The following is a 26,568-nucleotide window of genomic DNA, read 5'->3' as shown; positions in this document are numbered from 1 at the left end:
AACCCTCCGTATTCCCCCCCCCCTCTTCTCTCTCCCTGGCTGCCCCCCCCCGGGCGGGGGGGGGGGGGGGGGGGCCCCCCCCCCCCCCCCCCCCCCCCCCCCCCCCCCCCGCGGCACTGCTTCGCCGAATACGGTTATGACGGCGCGACCGTCAAACGCATCGAAGAGTCCACCGGGCTGTCCCGGGGCGCGATCTTCCACCATTTCCGCGACAAGGAAGCGCTGTTCCTCGCCCTTGCCCAGGAGGACGCCGAGCGGATGGCCGATGTCGCGGCCGAACAGGGTCTGGTACAGGTCATGCGCGACATGCTCGCGCGTCCGCAGGATTTCGACTGGCTCGGCACGCGACTGGAGATCGCCCGTAAACTGCGCACCGACTCGTCGTTTCGTTCCACCTGGCTTGCGTTCTCGGGTGACGTGGAGGCCGCGACGCTGCGGCGTCTCGAACGGGGACGACAAGCAGGCAGACTCCGCGATGATGTCGACACCGACGTCCTGGTGAAGTATCTCGACCTCGTTCTCGACGGTCTGATCACCAGACTGGCCACCGGGCAGCCGACCGACGATCTGCACGCTGTGCTCGACCTCGTCGAGGAATCGGTGCGCACGAAACGCTGACGCTCCGGGCCCGGAGGCGAGCGCGCGATTTCGGCGTCGAAGGTCCGGCCCGGCCCGTAGAATTGCCCGGGTGGACCGTGCGGCGGCCGGGCGCACACCGATCACACGCAGAGCGCTGATTCGGGGCTCTGCGGGTTTCGGCGCGCTCGGTGCCCTCGCTGCCGTCACATCCCGCACCTCGGCTGCCCAGCCGGCCTCGGCCATCGTGATCGGCAGCGGCTTCGGCGGTGCGGTCGCCGCATTGCGACTCGGCCGTGCCGGCATCCGCACAACCGTCCTCGAACGCGGCAGGCGCTGGCCGATTCGCGCAGATGGCAACACTTTCGCCACCTTCACCAGTCCGGACAAGCGGGCCGCGTGGTTCAGCCCGACCGCCGGGATCTCCGGCCTCCTGCAGATACCCGTCGAGCCGTATCCCGGTGTGCTTGAGAAGATCCAGGGCAACGGGATCGAGGCGGTGTACGGTGCCGGTGTCGGCGGCGGTTCGCTGGTGTTCGGCGCGTTCGCGGCGCAGCCCGACAAGCCCGATTTCGACATGGTCTTTCCCGGTGGCACGGACTACGACGAACTGGCACGGACGTACTATCCGCGGGCGCGGCAGATGATTCGGGCCGCGCCGCTACCTCCGGACATCCTGGCTCATCCGAATTACGTGGGTGCTCGATCCTGGATCCGGACGGTTGCCCGATATGGCGTGGCGCCGAGCTTCATCGACTATTCGGTGAACTGGGACATCGTCCGCAGGGAACTCGCCGGAACGGCCCCGCCCGGGATCAGCAACGGCGATCTGTCCTATGGCGTCAACAGCGGCGCGAAGACATCCGTGGATCACAACTATCTGCCCGCCGCCGAGGCGACCGGACACGTCACCATCAAACCCATGCACGAGGTCTTCGAGATCCGACCTCGCAGTCGGCGGCCCGGCTTCGTCGTGCGGGCCCGACTCATCGACGAGCGCCGCACCACGCTGCGGATCGTGACGATGGAGTCCGACTATCTGTTCATGGCGGCCGGCTCATTCCACACGACATCGCTGCTCGTGCGGGCGCGTGCGCTCGGACACCTGCCGCGTCTGTCCCCACACATCGGCGACGGCTTCGGCGCCAACGGAGACTTCGTGATCCTGCGCACCGCCTTGCGTGACCCCTACGGGCCGATCCAGGGCGGGCCCGGTTACGGGCGAATTCGCGACGATCAGCTCTCGGGCGGACCGGCCGCAATCGTCTATCAGGCCAGTCCCTTCCCGTCGCCGCTGGGCGGGGTCGCGACCACCCACCTGATCCAGGTCCACACCGATGAGCGCGGGAGCATCGATTTCGACCACGCGACCGGCCAGACACGTCTGACGTATCCCTTTACCGAGGGGACCAGCGTCCTCGACCGACGCGCGTCCGCGTTCGCCGGGCATTTCCATCGCATGACCGAGACGCGACACGGACACCCGCGCAATGGCATCCCGGTGTACAGCCGCGCATCCGGGTTCGGCTCGGGAAGCACCTATCACGGCCTCGGTGGGGTCGTGATCAACCGTGCCGCACGGTCAGACGGATCGGTGATCGGCTATGACAACCTCTATGTCGTGGACGGATCCTTCGCGCCGGGCGCCGTGGGTCTGGTCAACCCGTCGCTGACCATTCTGGCCCTGGCCGAACGCACGATGGACAGGTTCGTCGCCACCCTCTGACAATCGAGGTTCGATCGGGTGGGGTACTGTGATGCACGACACCCCGATCGATCGTTCGGTAACAGTCGACACAGATGTGCAGAGTCGTCCCTTCGTCAGAGGAGTACCACGTGTTCCCCGGAGTCTTCGCCGCTTCCACCCCGGACAAGCCCGCCGTCATTCGCGCCTCCACCGGCGAACAACTCACCTATCGCCAACTCGACGACAACTCCACGCGCCTCGCCAATCACCTGGAATCGCTCGGCCTACGGCCTGGCGACACCGTCGCGATGATCTCGCAAAACGACCTGCACATGTTCGAGGTCTATTGGGCGGCGCTGCGTAGTGGCCTGTATGTGACCGCGATCAACCACCACCTGACCGCCGGGGAGACGAACTACATCCTCGGCGACTGCAACGCCAAGGTGGTTTTCGCCGGCGCGTCAGTGGCCGATGCGGTCGCCGAGAGCGACCAGATCCCAGCCCTGGCCGAGCCCGGTCATCGCCTCGCCTGGGGCGGCGAGATCGCCGGATTCGAATCGTATGATGCCGCGCTCACCACCGCTTCCGATGCCCCGCGCACCGATCAGCCCCGCGGCACCGACATGCTGTACTCGTCCGGGACCACAGGCCGTCCCAAGGGAATTCAGACTCCGTTGCCCCAAGGACAGGTCGACGAGATCCCCGATACCTACACGGCGATCTTCGCCCCGATGTACGGCTACGACGACAACGCCGTCTACCTCTCCCCTGCACCGCTGTATCACGCTGCGCCACTGCGCTACTGCGGAATGACCAACTCGGTCGGCGGGACGGTCGTGTTCCTCGACCGGTTCGACCCCGAGACCGCCCTGAGCGCCATCGAGGAGTTCCGGATCACGCACAGTCAATGGGTGCCGACGATGTTCATCCGGATGCTCAAGCTGCCGGCGGATGTCCGCGAGAAGTACGACGTGAGCAGCATCAAGCTCGCCATCCACGCGGCCGCCCCGTGCCCGGTCGAGGTCAAGCGCGCGATGATCGAGTGGTGGGGTCCGGTCATCCACGAGTATTACGCCTCCACCGAGGCCGCCGGCGCCACCTTCATCGGACCGCAGGAGGCGCTTGATCATCCCGGCTCGGTCGGCAAGCCGCTGCTGGGTGTGGTGCACATCTGCGACGAGGCCGGCAACGACCTACCCACCGGCGAGGTCGGCCTCGTCTACTTCGAACGCGACGAACCCGCCTTCGAATACCACAACGACCCGGAGAAGACCCGCAGCGCACAACATCCCGAGCACGCGAACTGGGCGACCACTGGCGACATGGGATACGTCGACGGCGAGGGCTATCTGTACCTCACCGACCGCAAGGCGTTCATGATCATCTCCGGCGGGGTCAACATCTATCCGCAGGAAGCGGAGAACGTTCTGGTCAATCACCCCGCCGTGTTCGACGTCGGAGTCATCGGGGTCCCCGACGAGGAGCTCGGCGAAGTCGCGAAGGCCTGTGTCCAACTCGCACCGGGCTACGCGCCATCGCCGGAGCTCGCCGATGAACTGCTCGACTACACCAAGGAGTCGATCGCGGCGTACAAGGCGCCTCGTTCGGTGGACTTCGTCGACGACCTGCCGCGCACACCCACCGGCAAACTGGTGAAAGGTGAACTGCGCAAGCAGTATTGGCCCGAGAAGGTGCACTGACGGACCGCTGATCTGGTAGTACGAACTGTGCGGAAACCGCCGGTTCGTACTACGAGATCGCGTGGGTCAGGCGAGTTCGATGAGCTCCTGGTATTCGTCGGACCAGTGGTCCTCGGTGCCGTCCGGCAACAGGATCACGCGCTGCGGGTCCAGTGCGGCCGCGGCGCCGGGGTCGTGGGTCACCAGCACCACCGCACCGGTGTAGCTGCGCAGCGCATCGAGCACCTGTTCACGGGAGATCGGATCGAGGTTGTTGGTCGGTTCGTCGAGTAACAGGACATTCGCCGACGAAGAGACCAACCCGGCCAGGGTCAGTCGTGTCTTCTCGCCGCCGGACAGCGTGCCGGCCGGCTGGTCGAGTTGCGCGCCGCTGAACATGAAGGCGCCCAGTAGACCTCGAAGATCCTGCTCGCCCGCGTCCGGTGCGGCATGGCGGATGTTCTCCCAGACCGTCGCCATGTCGTCAAGAGTGTCGTGCTCCTGCGCGAAGTAGCCGATCTTGAGCCCGTAGCCGGGTTCGATCGAGCCGATGTCAGATTTCTCGACCCCCGCCAGGAGCTTGAGCAGGGTGGTCTTGCCCGCACCGTTGAGGCCGAGCACAACCACCCGGCTGCCCTTGTCGATCGCCAGGTCGACGCCGGTGAAGATCTCGAGCGACCCATAGGTTTTCGTCAAACCGCTGGCCATGAGCGGAGTCTTGCCGCAGGTGGCCGGTTCCGGGAACCGGATGCGTGCGGTGCGGTCGGACACGCGTTCCTCGTCGAGCGAGTCGAGCATGCGATCGGCGCGTTTGAGCATGTTCTGTGCGGCGGTGGCCTTGGTCGCCTTGGCGCCGAGTTTGGCCGCCTGCGCGCGCAACGCGCCGGCCTTCTTCTCCGCGTTGGCACGTTCGCGCTTGCGTCGTTGTTCGTCGGTGGCACGCGCGTCGAGGTAGCGTTTCCAGCCCATGTTGTAGACGTCTGCCTCACCGCGGACGGCGTCGAGGAACCACACTCGGTTCACGACGTCGGCCAACAGCTCCACGTCGTGGCTGATCACGACAAGGCCGCCCTCGTGGTTCTGCAGGAAGCCCCGTAACCAGGCGATCGAATCGGCGTCGAGGTGGTTGGTCGGCTCATCCAGCAACAGGGTGGTGTCAGACTTGCCGGCGTCATCGGAGGCGGCGAACAGGATGCGCGCCAGCTCGATACGACGTCGCTGACCTCCGGAGAGCGTGCCGAGCGGCTGACCCAGAACCCGGTCCGGCAAACCGAGGCTGTGGCAGATCCGGGCCGCATCCGATTCGGCCACGTAACCGCCCAGGGCGGCGAACCGCTCCTCGAGCTGCCCGTACTTATGCACCGCCTTGTCACGCACGCGGTCATCGGCCGCCTCGGCCATCAGCGCTTGCTGCTTCTCCATCTGACGCAGGATGGCGTCGAGTCCGCGGGCCGAGAGCACCCGGTCCTTGGCGAGGACGTCGAGATCGCCCTCCTTGGGATCCTGCGGGAGATATCCGAGGTCGCCGCTGCGCAGCACGCTGCCCGCATACGGCTCGGTCTCGCCGGCCAGGATGCGCAGGGTGGTCGTCTTGCCGGCCCCGTTTCGGCCGACGAGACCGATACGGTCGCCGGGCTGAATGCGCAGCGCATCGCCGGGCGCCGCCAACAGTGTCCGCGCGCCCGCTCGAACTTCCAGGTCAGTCGCGGTGATCACGGCGAACCAGTCTACCTGCGCAGCGGCTCAGACCTATCCGGCCGACTCTGCCCGAACGATCGATCGGCCCGATACGGTGAGTGCGTGAGTGAACCGCAACGCACCTCGACCATGATCAACGCCCCTGGCGACCTGACCGGAAAGTGCGCCGTGGTGACCGGCGCCAGCCGCGGTATCGGGCTGGCCATCGCCACCGAACTGGCACGATGCGGAGCTTCGGTGGTGATCACCGCACGCAAACCGGATCCGTTGGCCGCCGCCGCCGAGGACATCCGGGCCGCCGTGGCCGGCGCCACCATCGTCACGTCCCCCGGCAATGCCGGTGACGAATCTCACCGCGCCGAGGCGATCGCCGCTGCAGTCGAACTCGGTGGTGTAGACATTCTGGTGAACAACACCGGCATCAACCCGATCATGGGCCCCTTGATGGACGCCGATCTCAGCGCCGTCCGCAAGATCTTCGATGTCAACGTCGCCGGCACCCTCGGATTCATCCAGGAGGCCTATCGCGCCGGGATGCGCGAGCATGGCGGGTCCATCGTCAACATCTCCTCGGTGGCCGGACTGCGGTCGACCGGCGCGATCGCCGCCTACGGGGCGTCGAAGGCGGCGTTGATCCGGTTGACCGAAGAACTCGCGTGGGAACTGGGGCCCGGGATCCGGGTGAACGCGATCGCCCCATCGGTGGTGCGGACGACCTTCGCTTCCGGACTGATCGCCGGTGACAACGAGGCGCACATCGCCGCCGGCTACCCGATGGCCCGTATCGGCGAACCCGTGGACGTGGCCCGCGCGGCCGCATTTCTCGCAGGCGACGCATCGGCCTGGATCACCGGAGAGACCATTCGCGTGGACGGCGGCATGATGGCCACCGGCGGCGCGTGAGGATGTGACAACGCACGTCGCAGTCCTCGGTGCAGGACCCTCGGGCCGCGGCCTCGCCCATCGACTCCTCGTGGCCGGTCTCGACGTCACGGTGGTGGAGGCCCACCCGAGCCGACCGTGGTTGGCGACCTATGCCTGCTGGACCGACGAACTCCCGGCCTGGCTGGACCCGTCCACGATCGCCGCCCAGGTGAGTGCTGTCGGAGTGATCGGCCACACCGCAACCGAACTCGCTCGCGGATACAGCGTGTTCCACACCGCCGCGCTGCAGCGCAAGCTCACGCTCGACGACGCGCGGGTGGTCGGCGGACGCGTCGCAGACGTCGACGGTGGGCGCATCCGCCTCACCGACGGAACAACTGTCACTGCCGACGTGGTGGTCGACTGTCGCGGATCGTCGGCGCGCCACGCGCCGCGCCAGACGGCTTTCGGCATCGTCGTCGACGCGGCCACCGCGCGCCGCCATCTCGACAGCGCCGACGCCGTTCTGATGGATTGGCGTGCCACCGAGCGTGATCCGGGTGCCCTGCCGTCATTCCTGTACGCCATCCCGCTCGGTGATGACGAGTTTCTCCTCGAGGAGACGTGCCTGGCCGGTCGGCCCGCACTGTCGCTCGACGTGCTCGAGCATCGTCTGCGCAGTCGTCTCCGGGGCACCCCAACCGGCGTCCGACGAACCGAGCGGGTGTCGTTTCCGTTGACGGCGACGTCCGGACGACCCTGGCGACACCGGCCGTTGCGCCACGGAGCCGCCGGTGGCCTCTTGCATCCCACCACCGGATACAGCGTCGCGTCGGCACTGTGCGAGGCCGATCGGCTGGTCGGGGCGATCTCCGCCGGCCGCGACCCGGCGTCGACCCTGTGGCCTCGGAGCGCACGGGCGGTGTACCGCCTCCGCTTGCGGGGGCTCGCCGTGCTGCTCCGACTCGACGCCGAGGAGACCATCGGCTTCTTCGACGCCTTCTTCGCCATGCCGTTGACCGCCCAACGCAGCTATCTCAGCGACCGTGGCGACCTGTCCGGGACCCTGGCCGCCATGGCGCGAGTGTTCGCCGGTCTCGACATGTCCGTGCGAGCCGACGTCGCCCGGGGGTGTCTGGACCGGCCACCACCGTCCGGCGACGTCCCCGATTGAGCTGCTGCCCGACCATCGCCTACTCTAGGTTAGCCTTGCCTTGCCTAATTGAGGTTTCTCAAGGTGACCAAGGTTTCGTTGGACGTTCAGAGGAGACGGTCGGTGACCAGTTCTGCCACCGGTGTACACAGTCCCGCTCGATCCGGCCCGGTCTCGATCTGCGCGGTGATCTGCTGCTACACGACCGACCGGTGGTCGGTGGCCACTCGCGGCATTGATGCGGTGGCGCGACAGCTCGCGCCGACCGATCGGCTGCTCATCGTGGTCGACCACAATGCGGTTCTGCGCCGGCGATTCCTCGACCACGTCGACGTACAGCGGCCGGTAGGCGTTGCGACCGATCAGATCGTCGTGGTGGACAACGCAGGTGAGACTGGTTTGTCCGGCGCGCGCAACACCGGACTGGCCAACGCCACCGAGGACGTCCTCGTCTTCCTCGACGACGACGCGATCGTCCGACCGGGCGGGATCGACGAGGTACGGATCGCGTTCACCGATGCCGCGACCGTGGCGATCGGCGGTGGCGTCCACCCCGCGTGGGAAGGTCGGGCGCCGCGGTGGTTTCCCCGTGAGTTCGGCTGGGTGATCGGATGCGACTATCGCGGAATCGCGGCCGACGGCGGCGAGATCCGTAACCCGATCGGTGCCGCGATGGCGGTTCGACGTGCCGCACTCGAGACGATCGGGGGCTTCGCCACCGAACTGGGGCGAGTCGGCACGATCCCGGCCGGCTGCGAGGAGACACTGATGGGAATCGAGTTGCGCCGGGCCTACCCCGACGGCCGGATACTGCGACGGGTCGCTTTCGCGGTCGACCATCACGTGCCTGCGCAGCGTGCCGACCTACGCTACTTCCTGTCCCGCTGTCGTCACGAAGGCCAGTCGAAGGCGCTGCTGAGTCGCATCGCCGGACCATCGCAGGCGCTGTCCGCCGAGATCAGGTTCGTGGCGACGACGGTGACCACCGCAGTCGCCCGATACACCGCCCGGTTCTTCCGCGGTGACCGCAGCGCCGCAGCGCGCCTGGCCGTTATGGTCCTCGGCGTGGCCGTGACCGCGATCGGCACACTGATCGGATCGCTTCGCGGCGCCCCGTCGGCCGCCCGGCCCTCGGTTCCCGGAAGGTCACACACCCCGGTGACCGCCGACGATCTGGTGTCGATCGTGATCCCGTCGGTCGGCCGGGACCTGTTGCCGCTCACGGTGCACGCGCTGCTGGCACAGGAGAGCCCGAACATCGAGGTGATCGTGGTGGACAATCGTCCCGCGCGGGGTGACGCCCGCGCGCTGGTCAGCGCGATCACCGACGGTCGGTTACGCGTGGTCGACCAGCCCCGCGCTGGTGTGTCCGCCGCCCGCAACGCCGGCATCGCGGCGGCGTCCGGGCGCATCATCGCCTTCACCGACGACGACGCGATCCCCGATCCCGACTGGGTGACACGGATTCTCGACACCTTCGCCGCCGACTCCACCGGCAGCCTGGGCGCGGTCAGTGGTCGCGTGTTCAGCGCCGAACAGACGACCGAGATCCAGGGATGGTTCGAGGCCACCGGAATGTTCGACAAGGGCCCCACCGCCACCGTCTGGTCGATGGCGCCGCAGCCCGCCCACCGGGTGCTCGGCGAACAGGGGCCCACCGGGGTCTTCTTCCCTTACGTGGCCGGGCAATTCGGCTCCGGCAACAACATGGCGTTCACCGCGGAAGCGCTGTCACGCATCGGTGGGTTCGACGAACGACTGGGAACCGGGACGCCCTCGCGTGGGGGTGAGGATCTCGATGGCTTTCGCTCGGCGATCCTCGCCGGATGGACAGTCTGCTATCGCCCGGAGATGATCGTGCGTCATCATCATCGCGACACGATGGCGGATTTGCGTGCCCAGTGCTACGGCTACGGCACCGGCATGGCCGCGTCGTTGGCCAAGGTACTCGGCTCGCGTCATGCGCTCGGCGTGCTTCGGTGCCTACCGCTGGGGCTCTGGTTGTTGTTCGCACCGGGGTCGACGCGCAACGAGATCTTCCCGGACGCCTGGCCTCGGCACCTGCGCGCTCTCGAACAGCTCGGATACCTCACCGGTCCATGGCTGTTCGTGCGTACGCATCTGCAGCTGCGTCGACGCACCGTGGCCGGCCCGAGGAGACGGCAGTCGTGACCACCACCGTCGCCGAGCCGGTCGGTACGCATACGAACGCCGAGTCGACCGCCTACGGGTGGTCTCCGCGCGTGGGGTTGTATTCCGCTGCTCTGCTGGGTCTCTCGCTGCTGCTGATCACGCTGTGGCAGTCGGTCATGCCCGATACCGCGCCGCCCACGGCAGTCCGGGTGGTGCTTGTCGTCGCCGGGGTGATGTTCCTGCCGGGTATTCCCGTGGTGATCGCGCTGCGGATCCCGGGGCGGGCCTTGAGCACGGTCTTGGCCGTGTCGGTGTCCGTGTCGATCAATGCGCTCGCCGCACAGGTGAGCATCGTCGCCGAGGCGTGGAACCCGCTGCGCACCCAGAGCATCGTCGTGATCCTGGGCCTGGTTGCGTGCGCCGTCGCCTTCCGTACGGTCCCGGCGCGTACCTCGAGCGGTCCGATCGGGTTCGCCCGTCACCGGTGGACGGGCCGACGAGGATGCGAACTGCTCGCACTCGCCGTCGCGGTGGTGATGTTCGTCGCCGCGGCGCGCAGCATCGATGTCCTCGACGCCGGCCACTACGGCGTCATCGCCCTGGTGGGCCCCTGGTACATCGTCGGCATAGCCATCGTCGCCGGCGTCCTCGTGTCGGCGTTGCGAGCCCGGCGTCTCGACACGGTCGTGCTCGGCGCGCTCACCACCGTGATCATCCTCTTCAACACCATGCTGGTGGGACTGGCCACCGGCCAGACCTCGATCCCGACGTCCTTCGTGCACCGTGGATTCATCTCGATCCTCGCCGAGTCGCATCACCTGCCCAGCCAGATCGACGCGCGGTTCAGTTGGGCCGGGTTCTTTGCGCTGAGCGCCGGAATCCAGGACCTCACCGGATTGTCCGACGTGACCGCGTTGATGGTGTGGGCGCCTCTGGTCTCCGGGATCGTGTTGTCGTTCGGGCTCTATGCCATCGCCATCGCGATCACCGGTCGCGCACGCCTCGCGTGGCTGGCGGTGTTCCTGTACCACGCCACCAACTGGTACCAGCAGGACTACTTCGCCCCGCAGGCGATGGCGATGATCGGCTATACCGCGATCATCGCGACACTGTTGTGGCAGCTACGCCGCGCCCCACTGCCACCGCTGACCGGTGACACGCGCGGACAACGCATCCGACAGGCGATCTCCCGCACCCCCGGCCGCGTCCCCGGCTTCGGTCCCGGACGCACACTCGCCGTGGGCGCCGTCGTGCTGGTGATCATCACGGCGAACACCGTGACCCACCAGATCACACCGATGCTGACCGTGCTGGCACTCGCCGCCTTCGCGCTCACCGGGGCCACCCGGTACCGAACACTCTGGCTGGCAGCGGGTCTCATCTTCGCGGCGTGGTTCACCTACGGCGCGACGGACTACTGGTTCGGGCATCTGCCATCGGTGGTCAGCGAGATCGGTCAGGTCGGGCAATCGGTGAACGCGGGCGTCGGTGATCGCCTCAACGGAGATCCCACCTACCAGCGGATGCAGTACCTGCGGATGGCGGCCTCCGGCGGTTTCGTGCTGCTGGGGCTGGTGGGGTGGAGTCTGTGGCGTGGCAGACGGTCCTGGGCGGTGGGCGGCATGGTGTGCGCGTCGCCGTTCGTCCTCGTCTTCCTGCAGAGCTACGGCGGCGAGATGATCCTGCGTGCTTTCCTGCTCGCCTCCCCCACCGTGGCCCCGTTCGCCGCACTCGCGCTGGCCCTCCTCGCGCCCCGACTGCGCCGGATGTTTGCACCCGCAGTCGTGGTCGGCGCGATGGTCCTCGTGACCCTGCTGGGTGTGCTGGAGACGACCAATCGCGGACTCAACACCGCTTTCGAGGCCACCACCCGCGACGAGGTGGTGGTGACAGACGCGTTCATCGCCGCCGCGCCACCCGATGCGCGGGTGTTGAGTTTCGGCTACGCACCGCAGAGCGTCGGGGTGCGCCGCACACTCGACCCCGCCGGCCCACAGTTGTTCACCGTCGACAGTTACGACTGTCTCGACGATCTGGCGAGGTGCGCCGACGAACACGGTCCCGACTACCTCTACATTCCCAATCAGGGACTGCAGATGATCGCCTTGCAGTACGGCGTGCCACTGGCCGAGGTACACGATGAGATCGACGCGATCCTGGCGTCCGGCACCTATGTCACCGACGTCGACACCGACTCGGTGACGATTCTGCGGCGCGTCACCGAACCGTCGATCGACTACTCCGGAGTACTCGGGCCCAACTATCGACGGGATCTGCCATGAACGTCTCGATCGTGTTCTTCATCACCTGCGGACTGCTCCTGTTGTGCGGGGATCTGCTGCGCGAGTTGACCGTCGCCTCGACCGGAACGATCGGGCGGCAGGCGTCGGCGCACCGCTTGACCGCGGTGCTGGCCATCTGCACGGTGGCCACCGCCTACGTCACGCTCATGCGGTTGGCCGAGGCCCTGTGAGGGTGGGCGCGGTGAGGGTGGGCGCGCCACGTCGCCTGCTCAGTACCGCACTGGTCCCGCTCGTCGCCATGGTGTCCGCCTGCACCGCGGCATCGGGGTCCGCCGATGAAGCACCGACCACCGGTGGCGCAGCCTGTCCGCAGCCCGATGCGGTGAATGCAACGGCACCGGCACCATCGGCGGCGGGACCTGCGTGGGAACAGGTCTTCGTCGACGACTTCGATCGGTGTTCGCTCGGCGAACAGTGGGGTACTTATGCGGGCAGCCCGGGCGGCAATCCCGTGGGGACATGGGACGAGTCGATGGTCACGCTGGCCGACGGCACGCTTCGGCTGGCCGGCGAACGGACACCCACCGGATGGGTGACCGGCGGTGTCTCCAATTATCCGGTGACCCAGACCTATGGGCGGTGGGAGGTGCGCATGCGCGCCGATCCCAGCGCCGACCTGTCCTATCACCTACTACTGTGGCCGCAGAACGAGCAGTGGCCGCCGGAGATCGACTTCGCCGAATCGGTGTCGGCGATGCGCGACGAGATGTCGGCGTTCGTGCACTGGCAGAGCGCGGGCCAGAACCGAAAGGCCAACGCCGACATCGCGGGTCGCTTCATCGACTGGCACACGGTCGGGGTCGAGTGGCTGCCGGGCCTGATCCGCTACCTGCTCGACGGCCAGGTGTGGGCCGAGGTGCGTTCGGCCGACATGGTTCCGAACACGCCCATGTGGCTCGGCATGCAAGTCGAGGCAGGTGCCTGCGAGCGGCGCCTGGACTGGGGTATGACGCCGTGCGGCGATGACGAACCGAGGCCGCAGAGCGCGGATCTCGAGGTGGACTGGGTCAGTGTGTACCGACCGAGCGCAGAGTTCGCCTCGGCCGCCGAGGGCTACTTCAGCCCCACCCCCGGTGCGATACAGATCGGCGAGTGAGTCACCCCGGATATCGCCGCGGTGGCCGATCGAGCAGGGCGCGGGCCACGGGAATGGCCACCAGCACGGTGGTGATCGCCTCGGCCACGATCATGGCCCATCCCGCGCCGGCCAGTCCGTCCCGGGAGATCCACAGCGCACAGAGGGTGAGCATCACGACGGCATTGAGCGACTGGACCAGCAGTGCGGGAAGCAGTCTGCGCCGCACCCGGCAGATCGCGGTGAACGCCAGTCCGGCCACGGCGCAGGGAATCGCGATCGCAGCCAACCGCATCAGCGGTGTCCCCGCATCACTGTAACCGGGCCCTGCGAGTCGCAGGAGCAGCGGCCCGACGGTCAGCAGACCGAGCGACGCGACCCCCGCCACCACCGCCAGGATCGCTACGAAACGTCTCGTCAACGACACCACGTCCTCGGGCGCCGCGCTGACCGCGGCAACATAGGGGCCCATCAGCATCGTCATCAGCACCAACACGGCACTCACCAGCGACCATACGATCGCGAAATAGGCGTTGGACTCGGCGCCGAGAAGTCCGATCACCACCGGCGGCAACAGCAGCGGCGTCAGCGAACTCGCGACGTAGATGCCGTAGTTGCCGGCGATGAAGCGCCACTGCTGCGACCACGGGGGCAGATCCACGTCGACGGCCGCGGGTGTGCGCGCCGCCTGCACCAACGCGCGGCGTGCCACCACCCACAGAGCACCGCTCAACAAGGCTGCGGTCACCACCCAACCGAGAATCATGCCCAGACGTCCGGCCACCGCCGCCACACCCGCCGCCACAAGGAGTTTCAGGACGGCGTGGGCGATGTTCTTGCGCGCCGCCCAATCGGCGCGTTGCATCGCGATCGAGATGTGGTCGAGCAGCGCGAACCCCGACAGCACCACCACCACAACCGGAAACAGTGCCATCTGCGCCGGCGAGGCGAACATCTCTGAAGTGGGGCCGACGAGCAGGAAGCCGAGTCCGAGCAGAGCTCCCACCGAGGCGCCGACGGCGAGTCCTCGGATGGGGAGCCGCACGCTGCGAGCGCCCGCGATCGGCAGGAACCGCTCGAAATACGCGCCCAACCCGAGATTCCCGAAGGCCGACAACATCGTCGCGGTGGTGATAACCGCTGCCGCAGCGCCGACCTCGCCGGGCGGGTAGAGACGGCCCATCACGATCCAGTAGACGAGCCCAACCCCCGCGGTGACGACGCCGGAGATCGCGAGCGCCAGGGAGTTCCGCTCGATTCCGGGTGCCACCGACGTCCGCGACCCCATTGCTTCCCCATTTCGTGTAGGAGATCCCACAGCGCAGCTACCGAGCCGCCCCGCTCCGACAGGTAACAGTAGGCTAACCTAACCAATGTCTCGCACGTACCTCGCCGCGAGCACGAACAGGGGGTCCAGACCGTTGACACCACAAGCAGTCCTGAGCGACAGGTTCGCTGCTGTGGTGTCCGCACACGCCGACCGCACGGCGGTGCACACAGGGCAGGCCTTGATCACCTACGCGGAACTGGGACGGCAGGTCGCACAGCGCAGCGACCGGATCGGCGGGGCCGACGACCCGCGGCCGCTGGCGGTGCGTCTCGACGGGTCCGGCGACGCGGTGGCCGCACTGATCGCCGCGCTGCTGTCGGGCCGTCCGGTGGTTCCCGTCGACGCCGCCCTGCCATCCGAGCGGGTGCGCGCCATGGTCGGCGCGGTGCACGCGCGTGCGTTCCCGGGCTGCGACCTCCCGGACTGCGATCTCCCGGCTGCGGCGACCGCCGCCGGGCCACCGCCCGCGACCGTGCGGATACCGCCGTCGTGCCTGGTGATCGCGTTCACCTCGGGTAGCACGGGTCGGCCGAAGGCCGTCTTGCATCCGGCTGCATTGTGGCTCAACCAGATCGAGGAACTCGGTGAGGAACTCGGCCTGGGCCCCGACCACCGGGCCGCTCAGGCCCTGCCGGTCGGATACGGCGGCGGGCTCGACATCACCCTGGCCGCCCTCTTCAACGGTGCGACGCTGCACCTGGTGGAACCCCGCCTCGACGGCGTCGACGCGGCAGTGCAGGCGCTGCGGCACCACGCGCCGGACTCTCTGCACCTGAGTCCGGCCCTCCTCCGTGCGATCTGCGGCGAACCCGACGCCCATGCGGCACTACACGCTGTGGGTGTGGTCGCCACCTGCGGCGAAGCCGTCCACTCGGCGGATGTGCGGGCGCTACGCGCACTCGCCCCCTCGGCGACGTTCATCAATAGATCGGGTTCTTCGGAGACCGGGAACCTCACCTTCAACGTGGTTCCGCCCGCATGCCCGCTGCCGGACGGGATGCTCAGCGCCGGCCGACCGGCGCGGCACAAGCAGATCCGCATCGTCGACGACGCCGGAACCACGTTGCCCGACGGCGAGATCGGGCACGTCCATGTCACTTCGGCCCACATCGCGTCGGGCTACGTCGTCGACGGCCGGGTAGAGCTCTTCGAATCCGCTGCTGACGGGCGCCGCGACCACAGACTGGGTGACCGGGGTCGCTTCCACGATGGCGAGCTGCATCTCGTGGGCCGCACCGACGACACCATCAAGATCCGCGGCTACCGCGTGGACATCGCCGAGATCACCTCGGCCGCGATGGCCGTCGCGGGCATCGACGATGCGGTCGTCACGATCACCACGACGCGGGGACGTCCCGAGATCGTGGCCCATCTGGCCCCGACCCCGGGCAGGCGGCCTCCCGCGGTCGCCGACGTCCGTGCCGCGCTGGGCACGGTGCTGCCGACCTGGATGCAGCCGACCCATCTCATCATGGTTGCGGCACTGCCCCGCACCAGCAACGGCAAGGTCGACCGCACCGCCCTGCCCGACCCGGTCGATCGTGCGCCGCGGGTGGCGCCGAGAAGTGTGACGGAGGGTCTGCTGGCGCCGATCTGGGCGGATCTGTTGTCGGTGAGCGATATCGGCGCCGACGACGACTTCACGTCTCTCGGCGGTGACTCGTTGACCGCTGTCGAACTGATCCGGCGGATCGAGGACACCTTCGGCGTCCGGATCTCCCCGTCGACCGTTGTCAGCGCCGGCACCCTGGCCGCGCTGGCCACGCGCATCGATGGACAAGCCGACCATGCCGGCGCCGGAGTTGTTGCCGAACTCCCGTCCGTGGACGACAACCTCATTCGATCGGCCGGGCGACCGCTGGTCTTCGCGTTCGCCGGCGCCGGCGAAGCTGCGCTCGCGTTCGCACCGCTGTCGCGTCGGATGCGGGGATACCGAGTGATCGGATTACAGGCGCATGCCCTGGAGCGCCGCGGACTGCCCGATTGGACCATCACTCGCGCGGCCCGTCGGTGCGTCGACCACATCACTGCGATCGACCCGACCGGACCGTATCAGTTCGTCGGACACTCCCTCGGCGGCGTGATCGCCATGGAGGCCGCGCACATCCTGGCCCGATCCGGCCGAGAGGTCAGTCACATCGTCTGCCTCGACACCATTCTCACCGGTCCGCTGGGCACCCGCAGCAGTGTCGCGTTGACCGACTGCACCGCGTCGGCGGCTGACGCGGCGCAGTCGCGCGCCCCGGCCCGGCGCACCGAGTTGTGGCGCACCCGCATGGCTCTGTTGACCGCCGGGTGGTGGCGGCGACCAACCGAAGCACAGTGGGCGCTGTTCCACGAGCTCGGCCGCCGTTCGGCGATGCTGCATCGACTGCGGCCCTATCCCGGTGCCCTCACCGCCGTGCTGGCCGAGGACAATCCGGATCTCGCGGAGTGGTGGTATTCGGTGGCACCCGAGTGCCGCGCGGTCCACCGCGTCGGCGGCGATCACAACGGCATGCTGCGCTCACCGCATGTCGATCGCACCGCCGACCTCGTCCGATCCGCATTGTCGGGAGTGCCGGTGTGAGCGCACGATTCGCCGCGCACATCATGGCGCACGACAAACCTCAGCTGCTCGGCGCTCTCGTCGAGTCGTTGCACCACGCCCGCATCGACGTCTACATCCACATCGATGCAGGTGTGGCGCAACCGATGTTCGTCGATGCGCTACCCCGCGGGATCACCGCACACTTCGTGCCGCACCACCGACGGGTACGGGTCCGGTGGGGCGGGCTGAGTCAACTGCGCGCCACCTTCGCACTGCTCGACCAAGCCCGAGCCAACGGCGGCCGCTATCACCGGCATTCACTTCTGTCCGGGACCGACGTGCTGCTGCGCGACCTGCCCGAACTGATCGACCTGTGGTCCGGCGACGACGAACTGATCCGGGTCGACCGACGGATCGACAGCCCCGATCAGCCGATGGCGCAGAAGATCACCACGTACCACTTCCCCGACCATCCCCTGCTCGACCGGCTTCGGCTCTCCGGCCGGATACCACGCAGGACGGACATCACCCTGCCGATCTTCCAGGGATCGCAATGGTGGTCGCTCACCGATGACGCGGTCGCCGCAGCCCGCAAGGTGATCGACGATCACCCGAAGTGGCTGCGACGCCACCGCTTCTCGCACTGTCCCGACGAATTCGTGATCCACTCGGCGCTGATGGCGACCCGCTACCGGGAAATGATCGCGCAGGAGTACTCCGCGCTCACCGAGTGTCCTGATCACACGGTGCACGGTCAGCATTTCATCGACTGGTCGGATCCGACGGCACTGCGACCGCCCGAGCTGACCGCCGAATCGCTTGCGCGCGCACGCGCCGGTCCGGCCATGTTCGCCCGCAAGGCCGGCGCCGACTGGACCTGGCGGATGGTCCCCACATGCTGAACCGTTCCACCAACACCGCCAACCGGGTCACCGCCAACCGATTGGTGGTCAACGCCGGTGCGCTGATGATCTCGTCGCTGGCGACCGGGCTGCTGGGCCTCGTCTACTGGGTTGTCGCGGGGCGATGTTTTCCCGCGGCGGCAGTCGGCCAGGCCTCTGCGGTGGTCAGCACCGCCACCGCGTTGGCATCGCTGTCATGTCTGTCGCTCGGTGGCGCCTTCCAACGGTTCCTGCCCATCGCCGGCGACCGGTCGGCGAGGTTGGTGGCCGGCGGCTACGCGATCGTCTGCACCGCCGCGGTGGTCTTGGGCACCGGATTCGTGCTGACGGGATTCGGCGACCGCATCCTGCTGACCACCGTGGAGAGGGCCACGTTTCCTCTGGTGGTGATCGTGTTCGCCCTCTACGCGCTCACCGATCCGATCCTGACCGGCCTACGGCGCGCACCAGCCGTGGCCACCAAGAACATCACGTTGTCGGTGATCAAGATCGTCCCGTTGTTCCTACTGGCCGGCAGCGGTTCGGCACTGTCGATCACCGGATCGTGGACGGTGCTGGCCGCCGTCATCACCACCGCCTTCGTGTTCCACGCGGTGCGTCACGCAGCCGCCCGGCGCGGCGAGAGGGGCGACCAGCTCCCGCCCGCCCGCGAGATGCTTGCCTTTCAAGGCGCCTTCTTCACCATGACCCTGGTCAGTTCCACCACGCCGTTGGTGGTGCCGTTGATCGTTGTGCACGAGTTGGGCACCACCGCCAATGCCTACTTCAACCTCGCGTGGACGATGTGTACGGCTGCCGGGCTGCTGCGCAGCGCGGTCGGTTCCGCGTTCGTGGTGGAAGCGTCCCAACCCTCTGCGGATCGTCCGGCGCTGCTTCGTCATCTGCGACGCATGCTGACCGGCGTCACCGCGCTGACCGTTGTCGGCGTGGCCATCGGCGGACCCATCGTCCTGCTCCTCGCCGGCCGTGAGTACGTCGAGTCCGCAGGCTGGTTGATGGTGATCATGGCAGGCACCGCGGTCGTGGAGACGGTGGTGCTCACCTACTTCCTCATCGCGCAGTTGCAGCGGCGAATGCGGCTGATGCTGATCACGCAGATCGTGATGGTGATCGTCACCGTGGGCGGAGCATTTGTCCTGATCGGACCTCTCGGCCTGACCGGGGTCGGGCTTGCCTCGCTGGCATCGGCCACCGTGGCGTTGGCGCTCGTCGCACGGCCCCTCGCACGCGGCGTTCGGGAGATGGCGGGCGAACCGTCACCGGTCGCACCGGCCCGCCCGCTGGTGGGGTGAGCAGGCTCAGGAAGCCGCGGTCAGTCCTTGACGGCGTTCAGCGTTGCCTCGACCACCCGGCGCCCGCCGAACCGGGCCGTTTCCATGCCCGGCCGTTGACGAAGGGCGGCGGCCGCTGCAGCCGCCGTCGACATGGTGGTCCGGATCACCGGTGCGGGGGCCGGCCACATCAACTGACGGATGGTGGCCTCCGACACCGGCCGCCTCCCCGTCCGCTCGGCGTATGCGGCGGCCACCCGGAGATGAGTCGCCCGCTGGATCTCGGCGTGCCGTGCACTGACCTGCGCGCTGTGTGTGCGATACCGGTAGCCGACCATCGGGAGGTTGCCGAGTTCACCGTGCTCGGCCAGCCGGGAGAAGAACTCGTAATCCTCGGCGTGCGGATACTTGGGGTCGTAGCGTAAGCCGTTCCGGGCGAGCACTTTCCGACGCATCATCACCGACGCGCCGCAGTGACAACTCGCCAGCAGCAGCCGCTCCCGACAAGCCCGATCGCCACGGGGCATGCGCACCCGACCGGTCATCGTCCCGAACATCTCGTAGTCCGTACCGCACACGACCGCTGTCGGTCGTTCCTCGAGCCAGCGCACTTGTGCCGTCAGTCGTCCCGGGACGGACAGATCATCGGCATCCATCCGAGCCAGGTACGTGCCACGCGCCTCGTCCAGCCCGGCGTTCAGGGCCGCGATCAGCCCGGAGTTCGGCTGACGCACCACCCTGATGCGCGGATCGCCCAACGCGGCGAGTTCATCCATCCCGCCGTCGGTCGACCCGTCGTCGACGACCAACAGTTCGAGGTCGATGGGATCTCCGGCCATCACCGAACGAGCCGCATCAGCGATGTAGCCCGCCGCGTTGTACACCGGCATCAGGATGGTGATCAGCGGTATCCGTGTCGGCGCCATTGCCCATCCGCTCCATCCGACGACCCGTTGAGACAACCAACTTAGGTTAACCTAATAGCTGCTGGCGGCGGCAGGCGGGAGCACCCCTGGGGTGAGCCGAGGATGTCAGTGTCGTTGGCCCGGTGTCACCGGCGCGATGGCCTCGGTTTCGTCGCTGACGGTGTCGTGGCTGGTGGCCGGGTAGTCGTCATCGCCCTCATCGACCTCCATCGACTGCTCGATGAGATCGGCGTCATCGGCAGACGGGATCGGATCGTTGACGGTCATCGCGCACCTCTTTCGAAACTCGCGTTGGTCCGTACGTCCCCCAGCGTAGCAACGCCCACCGCGCCCATCGACCCGTCAACGGCGACGCAGGATGGCCGAGTACATGCCGGGGAGGTACTTGACCAGACCGGCGAACACCATTTCCCGGTAGTGCCTGCCCTGCCACAGTATCGGGATGTCCCGGAGCGCGATCCGGGTGCGCACCTGGCTGATGGCGGTGTGCTGCAGACCCGATCGTGTTCCCTGGGCGTGCTGGTCACGCATGGCCAGATGTGCGACCGAGGTCAGGACCTCCCGATACCGGAATCCAGTGAACTCGCGGCGCCAATCGTGCTCGAGCGATGACTCGCACAACAGCTCGCGGATGTCGTCTTCGACGGTGAACAGGTCGAGGGTCGCCGGCGACATGGTGGTCGAGATCGAACCCTCCCGATAGAGGTAGTGGTACAAGGGTCGATCGACCATCGCCACGCGTCGTGACGACAGCGCAATGCGCACACTGGTACCGATGTCTTCGTAGGCCTGGCCCTCCGCCCAAGGACGTGCACCGAGCACCTCCCGGCGAAACATCTTGGTGCATGCATATCCCTTGGCGCCGCCACTGATCAGCTCGCGTGCGTAGTGCGTTCCGGTGACCACGGGCGCCCGAACTTGCTCCTCGTCGATCTGCAGCGTGTTCCCTGCTTCATCGACACGCCGCGTGCGGGTGACCGCGAAATCTGCGTCTGCGGCCTCGAGTGCGTCGACGAGTGTTTCGACGAACTCGGCATCGACCTGGTCGTCGCTGTCGAGGAACCACACGAGGTCGGTGGTCAGGGCGGCCAGACCTGTGTTACGTGCGGCGCCGAGCCCTTTGTTGTGGGGCTGCGTGAGGAGGATGTAGGAACGCCCCTGTCCATCGAGGGTGGCGGTGGCGATGCCGACCGAGTCATCATCGCCACGATCGTCGACGAGAACGATCTCATCGATCGGCCGGGTCTGGGCGAGCACGGATTCCAGACACCCCCGAACGTGGGGCGCGCACCGATAGAGCGGGATCACGACGCCAACGGTCGGCATTCGACACCCCCATCACCGAAGACCGGACGATCTGGGATTAGGCTACCCTAATCTTGCGGTCCCCTTCCGGCCGGGCCCCCGTCAGCGCTCGCGTAGCGTACGCCAGCGCAACACCAGGGCATCGACGTCGACGGTGTGCGCGGTCACCAGGGTCGGAAGTCCGGCCCGACTGCTCAGGTGGGCTTCGCGCACACGACGATTGAAATCGATCAGGATCTCCCGCACCGCGACCTCGTCGGCGATGTGGCGCAGCGACTCCGGAAAGCCCTGCGCCTCTTTTCTCAGTTGCAGTGGCATCGGGAGCAATGCCGAGGAGTCCAGATTCTCGTCCCGGATCTTGCGTTTGACCCACCAGTCGGGGTCGTCGGCGTCACTGAGATCGAGGGGCTTGCCCATACCGTCCAGGTTGTCGAACTCGCCACGTTCGGTCGCCTCCCGGATCATCTTTTCCACGCGTGACTCGTAGACGGGCGGTTTCCAGCGCCGCACGCGCCGAAACCGCCCGTCCGATGCCGCATGCTCATCCGACGGTTCACCCACGTGTGCAGTTCTACACCGCGCATCGACCCGGGGCGTCCCCACGACCGAGAATGCCCTCGTCGACGCGTGCATCTGCCGGTAGGTCACCGGCCACCCGCGCCACGAGCCCGTGTCGGTTCGGGCATCCCGTCTTCGTAAGTATCGCTTTCACGTGATCGTTGACGGTGTGCTCGGACACCGTCAATTCCCGCGCGATCGCGTGAGTGTCCGCGCCACGCAGCACCGATTCGAGCACGTCGACTTCGCGGCGGGTGAGACCGTGTACCCGACCGAAAACGTCACGCCGATCGGTGAACCCGGATGGTTCGATCGTGACGGCGATGTCGCGCTCGTCGACGGGTGCCGCTCCGATCATCCGATCGGCCTCCAGCGTGAGCCAGCCCACCCCGGCGATGTGCACCCGCGCACGGGCGGGCTGGCCATCGACACCGCGCTCGCGCGCAACCAGTTGCGCAGCAACGTTGTAGGCAGCTGCAGGAATGGCCGGCACATCCGGCGGCGCACCGTCGGGACCGGGATCGGGAGGATTGAGCCGATACAACTGTCGCCCTGCTTCCGCGGTCTGCCCATGGACCGACAGGTCCGGCGCCAGCACGAGTACCGACGGACCAGCACGTGCACCGTCGACGCGGTCCCCGAAGCATCGGACCTGACACCCGCGCAGCGCAGGTGTCACGGCGGACCGGATCTGCGCGAGGAGCTCCAGATCGGCATCGTCGAACAGTCGGCGGCCGTTCGATCGCCAGAGATCGAGCCATCCCCAATACCCGTGTTTGTCGGCGAAGACCACCGAGGCGATGTCGACGACGCCGAGCTTCGCCAATTCCGTTCGCCACAGTTGCGACCCGGCGAGCTCGGATTCGGTTGCCGCAGAGAGCCTTCCGACCTGCCGAGGGGACGACGTCAACGCCGTCCAGCGGTTGGCGGTGGCGAGATAGCGTGCGGTGATGAGCGCCGGAAGCCGGTGCCACGGCAAACCGGGAATCGCGGCCAACGGTGATGTCCCGACGCTGGTCTGTGGATCGGTGAGCAGCCATACGTAGCCGTCGAAGGCGAACTCGTCACGCAAGTGCTCGAGGACTGCCGACCGCAGTCCTTTCGCGTCCTGGCGCCGGGAGCAGGTTCGTTCCACCCGCGCCACGAGATCGGCACGCATGATCTCACCCTATCCTGCCGGCGACCGGGCGAAGATCCCCGGAGTTGGGGATGGTGGCACCGCAGACCAGGGCTCTACGTTGAGGTCACACGGACACCACAACAACAGGGAGAAAGTCATGTTCGCACTGCATGTCGCCACCGTGACCGACGACTACGGCCGCTGGCACGACGCATTCGCACAGGCCGAAGGGTTCCGCGCGGGCGCGGGAGTCACCGCATACCGAGTCACGCGGAACCTCGACGATCCGACAGAGGTCTACGTCGACCTCGACTTTTGCGCGAAAGAGCAGGCCGAGCACTTCATCGGCGTACTGCAGAACATCTGGGACAGCAATCGATCACGATGTGTGGCACGCGGCCATGACCGGCCACAGGTGCGCGAGATCCTCGACGTCCACCAGTATGCTTCGTCGCAGCACCGCTGACAGCTACACCGTGAAGCCGAGCGCCCTCAGCTGCTCGCGGCCGTCATCGGTGATCTTGTCCGGACCCCACGGCGGGATCCAGACCCAGTTGATCTCCAGGTCGGTGCACAACCCGCTGCTGACGAGTGCTCCGCGCGACTGATCCTCGATCACATCGGTCAGCGGGCACGCTGCCGAGGTGAGGGTCATGTCGATCTTGGCCACCGCCTCGTCGGTGACCTCGATGCCGTACACCAGACCGAGATCGACGACGTTGATACCGAGTTCCGGGTCGACGACGTCGCGCATCGCCTCTTCGACATCCTCGAGTTGAGGCAGCGACGTGTTCGGCGCCTCAGGCTGTGCTGTTTCGGGCGCCTCCGGCGCGGTGATTTCCTCGCTCATGCTGACTCCTTTGCGTCGACCGTTTGTGACAACGCGTCTTTGAACGCCATCCATCCCAACAGCGCACACTTCACCCGCGCTGGATACTTGCTGACACCAGCGAACGCGATGCCGTCGCCGATCAGATCTTCGTTTCCTTCATCGGCACCCCGCGAGGTCATCATCGAGTTGAACGACTCGACGGTGGCCAGTGCGTCGTCCACCGACTCCCCGACCAGCTGGTCGTAGAGCACCGAGGTGGAAGCCTGTGAAATCGAACAGCCCTGACCGTCGTAGGAGATGTCCTCGATCGTTGTGTTGTCCGCCGAGACCGCGACGCGCAGGGTCACCTCGTCACCGCAGGTCGGGTTGACGTGGTGCACCTCGGCACCGAATGGCTCACGCAGGCCACGACCGTGCGGATGCTTGTAGTGATCCAGGATCACCTCCTGGTACATCTGCTCCATCCGCATCAGCGCACTCCGAAGAAGCTCTGGGCCTTGACGATCGCGTCGACCAGCGCGTCGACCTCGGCGGTGGTGTTGTACGCGGCGAACGATGCCCGAGCGGTCGCGGCCACACCGAAACGTCGATGCAACGGCCAGGCGCAATGATGACCCACGCGAATCGCCACACCCTCGTCGTCGAGGATCTGCCCGAGATCGTGTGCATGCACACCCTCGGTCAAAAACGCGACAGCACCGCCGCGATCAGTGGCCGTCTGTGGGCCGATGATGCGTAGCCCATCGATTGTGCCGAGGCGTTCCAGGGCGTACACGGTGAGTCGATGCTCATGGGCCGCGATCGCATCCATGCCGATCTGGTTCAGATACTCGACGGCTGCCCCCAGCCCCACCACCTGCGAGGTCATCGGCACGCCGGCCTCGAAGCGCTGCGGTGCCGGCGCATACGTCGAGGTCTCCATCGTGACCAACTCGATCATCGACCCGCCGGTGACGAAAGGTGGCAGGGACTCGAGGAGTTCCGGCTTGCCGTAGAGCACCCCCACGCCCGACGGGCCGAACATCTTGTGTCCGGAGAACGCAGCGAAATCGACGTCGAGCGCCGTGAAATCCACCGGTGCATGCGGCACCGACTGGCACGCGTCGAGCACCACTCGGGCGCCCACCGCCCGTGCGCGCCGGACGAGTTCGTCAACGTCGGACACTGCCCCGGTGACATTGGACTGGTGGGTGAAGGAGACGATCTTGACGGTCTCGTCGAGCTCCAGCGAGTCCAGGTCGATACGTCCGTCGTCGGTTACGCCGTACCACTTGAGGGTGGCTCCGGTCCTGCGGCACAGCTCTTGCCACGGGACGAGGTTGGCGTGATGCTCGAGCTCGGTGATGACCACGGTGTCCCCGGCACCCAGGCGCCGCCCGCCCAGCAGGGCGGCTGACCGGTCGTCGGAGAGTGTGTAGGCGACGAGGTTGATGGCCTCGGTCGCGTTCTTGGTGAACACGATCGTCTCCGAGGTCGCACCAACGAACTCGGCGATCGCGGCACGTGCATCCTCGTAGGCGTCGGTGGCCTCCTCGGCCAGCTGATGCGCCCCGCGATGAACAGCAGCGTTGTGTGTAATGAGGAAGTCGCGTTCGGCGTCGAGCACCTGGACCGGGCGCTGCGATGTCGCGCCGGAATCCAGGTACACCAACCGTTTCCCGTCGCGAACCGTGCGCGCCAGGATAGGGAAGTCGGCCCTCAGACGGTCCACATCGATAGGCTGCGACGCCACCACATCCGGTGAGATCGTCACGTCTGCACCTCCTTCGACTGGGCTCAGCCCGCGGCAGCTGCCGAGGTGAACCGCACGTAGCCGTTCTCTTCGAGTTCGTCGGCGAGTTCGGGACCGGCCGACTCGACCACGCGACCGTTGACGAACACGTGGACGAAGTCCGGCTTGATGTAGCGCAGGATGCGCGTGTAGTGGGTGATCAGCAGGATGCCGCCGTGTTCGGTGGCCTTGTATCGGTTGACACCCTCGCTCACCACGCGCAACGCGTCGACGTCGAGTCCCGAGTCGGTCTCGTCGAGGATCGCGATCTTCGGCTTGAGCAGATCGAGCTGCAGGATCTCGTGACGCTTTTTCTCACCACCGGAGAAGCCCTCGTTGACGCTGCGCTCGCCGAACGACGGATCGATCTCCAGCGCGCTCATCGCCTCCTTGGTCTCCTTGACCCAGTGGCGCAGCTTCGGGGCCTCACCTCGTACCGAGGTGGCCGCCGTGCGCAGGAAGTTCGACATCGACACGCCGGGCACCTCGACCGGGTACTGCATGGCCAGGAAGAGACCGGCGCGGGCCCGCTCGTCGACGCTCATCTCGAGGACGTCCTCGCCGTCGAGGGTGATCGACCCCTGGGTCACCTGATACTTCGGGTGTCCGGCGATGGCGTAGGACAGCGTCGACTTACCCGAACCATTGGGTCCCATGATCGCGTGCGTCTGATCGGACGACACGGTCAGGTCGACACCCTTGAGGATGTGGATGGGTTCGGCGTCGGTGTCGCTCTGCGCGACGTCGACGTGCAGGTCACGAATTTCCAGTGTGGTCATGTGGTGTGTTTCTTTCTAGGGCTGGTGATCTCGATCTCGATACGTCCTCGGCCAGCGCCTCGGACTACTCGATCAG

Annotated in this window: 23 protein-coding genes and 1 pseudogene; 13 read left to right on the top strand and 11 right to left on the bottom strand. The window is 67.0% G+C overall.

From position 1 onward, the window contains the following. Positions 1-111: 111 nt before the first annotated feature. The 3 genes and pseudogenes from VX037_RS04980 to VX037_RS04970 form a co-directional block, all read left to right on the top strand. Positions 112-618: pseudogene (locus tag VX037_RS04980) on the top strand (TetR/AcrR family transcriptional regulator); the annotation flags it as partial. 70 nt (positions 619-688) lie between these two features. Beyond that, entirely contained in the window at positions 689-2,302 is a 1,614-nt protein-coding gene (locus tag VX037_RS04975; RefSeq protein WP_328713423.1) for a GMC oxidoreductase, read from the top strand. Positions 2,303-2,412: 110 nt separating this feature from the next. Continuing rightward, the gene (locus VX037_RS04970; RefSeq protein ID WP_328713422.1) at positions 2,413-3,963 is read left to right on the top strand and encodes an acyl-CoA synthetase; all 1,551 of its coding nucleotides are present in this window, start codon (positions 2,413-2,415) and stop codon (positions 3,961-3,963) included. A gap of 66 nt (positions 3,964-4,029) precedes the next feature. On the opposite strand, the gene VX037_RS04965 is transcribed toward VX037_RS04970, so the two are convergent. Further along, the gene (locus tag VX037_RS04965; RefSeq protein ID WP_235722026.1) at positions 4,030-5,658 is read right to left on the bottom strand and encodes an ABC-F family ATP-binding cassette domain-containing protein; all 1,629 of its coding nucleotides are present in this window, start codon (positions 5,656-5,658) and stop codon (positions 4,030-4,032) included. Between the two features lie 111 nt (positions 5,659-5,769). On the opposite strand from VX037_RS04965, the gene VX037_RS04960 reads away from it, so the two are divergent. The 6 genes from VX037_RS04960 to VX037_RS04935 all read left to right on the top strand — a co-directional run bounded on the left by VX037_RS04960 (position 5,770) and on the right by VX037_RS04935 (position 13,189). Then, complete coding sequence (locus VX037_RS04960; protein WP_287014824.1) at positions 5,770-6,543, top strand: SDR family oxidoreductase; 774 nt, start codon at positions 5,770-5,772, stop codon at positions 6,541-6,543. Between the two features lie 4 nt (positions 6,544-6,547). Beyond that, positions 6,548-7,678 carry a lycopene cyclase family protein gene (locus tag VX037_RS04955; RefSeq protein WP_328713420.1) on the top strand — a complete coding sequence of 377 codons (1,131 nt, stop codon included), beginning with the start codon at positions 6,548-6,550 and terminating at the stop codon, positions 7,676-7,678. 102 nt (positions 7,679-7,780) lie between these two features. Further along, positions 7,781-9,829, top strand: coding sequence for a glycosyltransferase (locus VX037_RS04950; protein WP_328713417.1), 2,049 nt, complete (start codon positions 7,781-7,783; stop codon positions 9,827-9,829). Next, positions 9,826-12,072: a hypothetical protein gene (locus tag VX037_RS04945; RefSeq protein ID WP_328713415.1), complete on the top strand. Its 2,247-nt coding sequence runs from the start codon at positions 9,826-9,828 to the stop codon at positions 12,070-12,072. The genes VX037_RS04950 and VX037_RS04945 overlap by 4 nt, the downstream gene beginning before the upstream one ends. After that, the gene (locus tag VX037_RS04940; RefSeq protein ID WP_235722030.1) at positions 12,069-12,263 is read left to right on the top strand and encodes a hypothetical protein; all 195 of its coding nucleotides are present in this window, start codon (positions 12,069-12,071) and stop codon (positions 12,261-12,263) included. Before VX037_RS04945 ends, VX037_RS04940 begins: the two co-directional genes overlap by 4 nt. Before the next feature lie 11 nt (positions 12,264-12,274). Then, a complete protein-coding gene (locus tag VX037_RS04935) occupies positions 12,275-13,189 on the top strand; it encodes a glycoside hydrolase family 16 protein (protein WP_328713413.1) in 915 nt (304 codons plus the stop codon). A gap of 1 nt (position 13,190) precedes the next feature. On the opposite strand, the gene VX037_RS04930 is transcribed toward VX037_RS04935, so the two are convergent. Then, positions 13,191-14,438: a lipopolysaccharide biosynthesis protein gene (locus VX037_RS04930; RefSeq protein ID WP_328713412.1), complete on the bottom strand. Its 1,248-nt coding sequence runs from the start codon at positions 14,436-14,438 to the stop codon at positions 13,191-13,193. 193 nt (positions 14,439-14,631) lie between these two features. On the opposite strand from VX037_RS04930, the gene VX037_RS04925 reads away from it, so the two are divergent. Genes VX037_RS04925 through VX037_RS04915 form a run of 3 tightly spaced genes read left to right on the top strand, consistent with a single transcriptional unit; the run spans position 14,632 to position 19,222 of the window. Continuing rightward, positions 14,632-17,067 carry an AMP-binding protein gene (locus VX037_RS04925; RefSeq protein WP_328713409.1) on the top strand — a complete coding sequence of 812 codons (2,436 nt, stop codon included), beginning with the start codon at positions 14,632-14,634 and terminating at the stop codon, positions 17,065-17,067. Continuing rightward, the gene (locus VX037_RS04920) at positions 17,064-17,930 is read left to right on the top strand and encodes a beta-1,6-N-acetylglucosaminyltransferase (RefSeq protein ID WP_328713407.1); all 867 of its coding nucleotides are present in this window, start codon (positions 17,064-17,066) and stop codon (positions 17,928-17,930) included. The genes VX037_RS04925 and VX037_RS04920 overlap by 4 nt, the downstream gene beginning before the upstream one ends. Further along, on the top strand, positions 17,924-19,222 hold the full coding sequence (locus VX037_RS04915; protein ID WP_328713405.1) for a lipopolysaccharide biosynthesis protein: 1,299 nt from the start codon (positions 17,924-17,926) through the stop codon (positions 19,220-19,222). Before VX037_RS04920 ends, VX037_RS04915 begins: the two co-directional genes overlap by 7 nt. Before the next feature lie 20 nt (positions 19,223-19,242). On the opposite strand, the gene VX037_RS04910 is transcribed toward VX037_RS04915, so the two are convergent. The 5 genes from VX037_RS04910 to VX037_RS04890 all read right to left on the bottom strand — a co-directional run bounded on the left by VX037_RS04910 (position 19,243) and on the right by VX037_RS04890 (position 23,149). Then, positions 19,243-20,163, bottom strand: coding sequence for a glycosyltransferase family 2 protein (locus VX037_RS04910; protein ID WP_328713404.1), 921 nt, complete (start codon positions 20,161-20,163; stop codon positions 19,243-19,245). 69 nt (positions 20,164-20,232) lie between these two features. After that, on the bottom strand, positions 20,233-20,394 hold the full coding sequence (locus tag VX037_RS04905; protein WP_235722037.1) for a hypothetical protein: 162 nt from the start codon (positions 20,392-20,394) through the stop codon (positions 20,233-20,235). Between the two features lie 75 nt (positions 20,395-20,469). Further along, positions 20,470-21,453 (bottom strand): glycosyltransferase family 2 protein, encoded by a 984-nt coding sequence (locus VX037_RS04900; RefSeq protein ID WP_328713403.1) that lies wholly within the window; start codon positions 21,451-21,453, stop codon positions 20,470-20,472. 81 nt (positions 21,454-21,534) lie between these two features. Beyond that, on the bottom strand, positions 21,535-21,897 hold the full coding sequence (locus VX037_RS04895; protein ID WP_235722356.1) for a J-domain-containing protein: 363 nt from the start codon (positions 21,895-21,897) through the stop codon (positions 21,535-21,537). Between the two features lie 106 nt (positions 21,898-22,003). Further along, positions 22,004-23,149 carry a helix-turn-helix transcriptional regulator gene (locus VX037_RS04890; protein ID WP_328713400.1) on the bottom strand — a complete coding sequence of 382 codons (1,146 nt, stop codon included), beginning with the start codon at positions 23,147-23,149 and terminating at the stop codon, positions 22,004-22,006. Positions 23,150-23,267: 118 nt separating this feature from the next. On the opposite strand from VX037_RS04890, the gene VX037_RS04885 reads away from it, so the two are divergent. Then, positions 23,268-23,576 carry a hypothetical protein gene (locus tag VX037_RS04885; protein WP_328713398.1) on the top strand — a complete coding sequence of 103 codons (309 nt, stop codon included), beginning with the start codon at positions 23,268-23,270 and terminating at the stop codon, positions 23,574-23,576. Between the two features lie 3 nt (positions 23,577-23,579). On the opposite strand, the gene VX037_RS04880 is transcribed toward VX037_RS04885, so the two are convergent. Genes VX037_RS04880 through sufC form a run of 4 tightly spaced genes read right to left on the bottom strand, consistent with a single transcriptional unit; the run spans position 23,580 to position 26,492 of the window. Then, the gene (locus tag VX037_RS04880; protein ID WP_235722041.1) at positions 23,580-23,960 is read right to left on the bottom strand and encodes a metal-sulfur cluster assembly factor; all 381 of its coding nucleotides are present in this window, start codon (positions 23,958-23,960) and stop codon (positions 23,580-23,582) included. Next, positions 23,957-24,412, bottom strand: coding sequence for a Fe-S cluster assembly sulfur transfer protein SufU (gene sufU, locus VX037_RS04875; RefSeq protein ID WP_235722042.1), 456 nt, complete (start codon positions 24,410-24,412; stop codon positions 23,957-23,959). Before sufU ends, VX037_RS04880 begins: the two co-directional genes overlap by 4 nt. After that, positions 24,412-25,695: a cysteine desulfurase gene (locus tag VX037_RS04870; protein WP_328713396.1), complete on the bottom strand. Its 1,284-nt coding sequence runs from the start codon at positions 25,693-25,695 to the stop codon at positions 24,412-24,414. Before VX037_RS04870 ends, sufU begins: the two co-directional genes overlap by 1 nt. A gap of 23 nt (positions 25,696-25,718) precedes the next feature. Next, complete coding sequence (gene sufC, locus VX037_RS04865; protein WP_235722043.1) at positions 25,719-26,492, bottom strand: Fe-S cluster assembly ATPase SufC; 774 nt, start codon at positions 26,490-26,492, stop codon at positions 25,719-25,721. Positions 26,493-26,568: the final 76 nt, after the last annotated feature.

The sequence above is a fragment of the Gordonia sp. Z-3 genome, assembly GCF_036233855.1.
Lineage (GTDB): Bacteria > Actinomycetota > Actinomycetes > Mycobacteriales > Mycobacteriaceae > Gordonia > Gordonia tangerina.
Note: the sequence above shows the minus strand (reverse complement) of the source record. Positions and strands in the feature narration are given on the sequence as shown.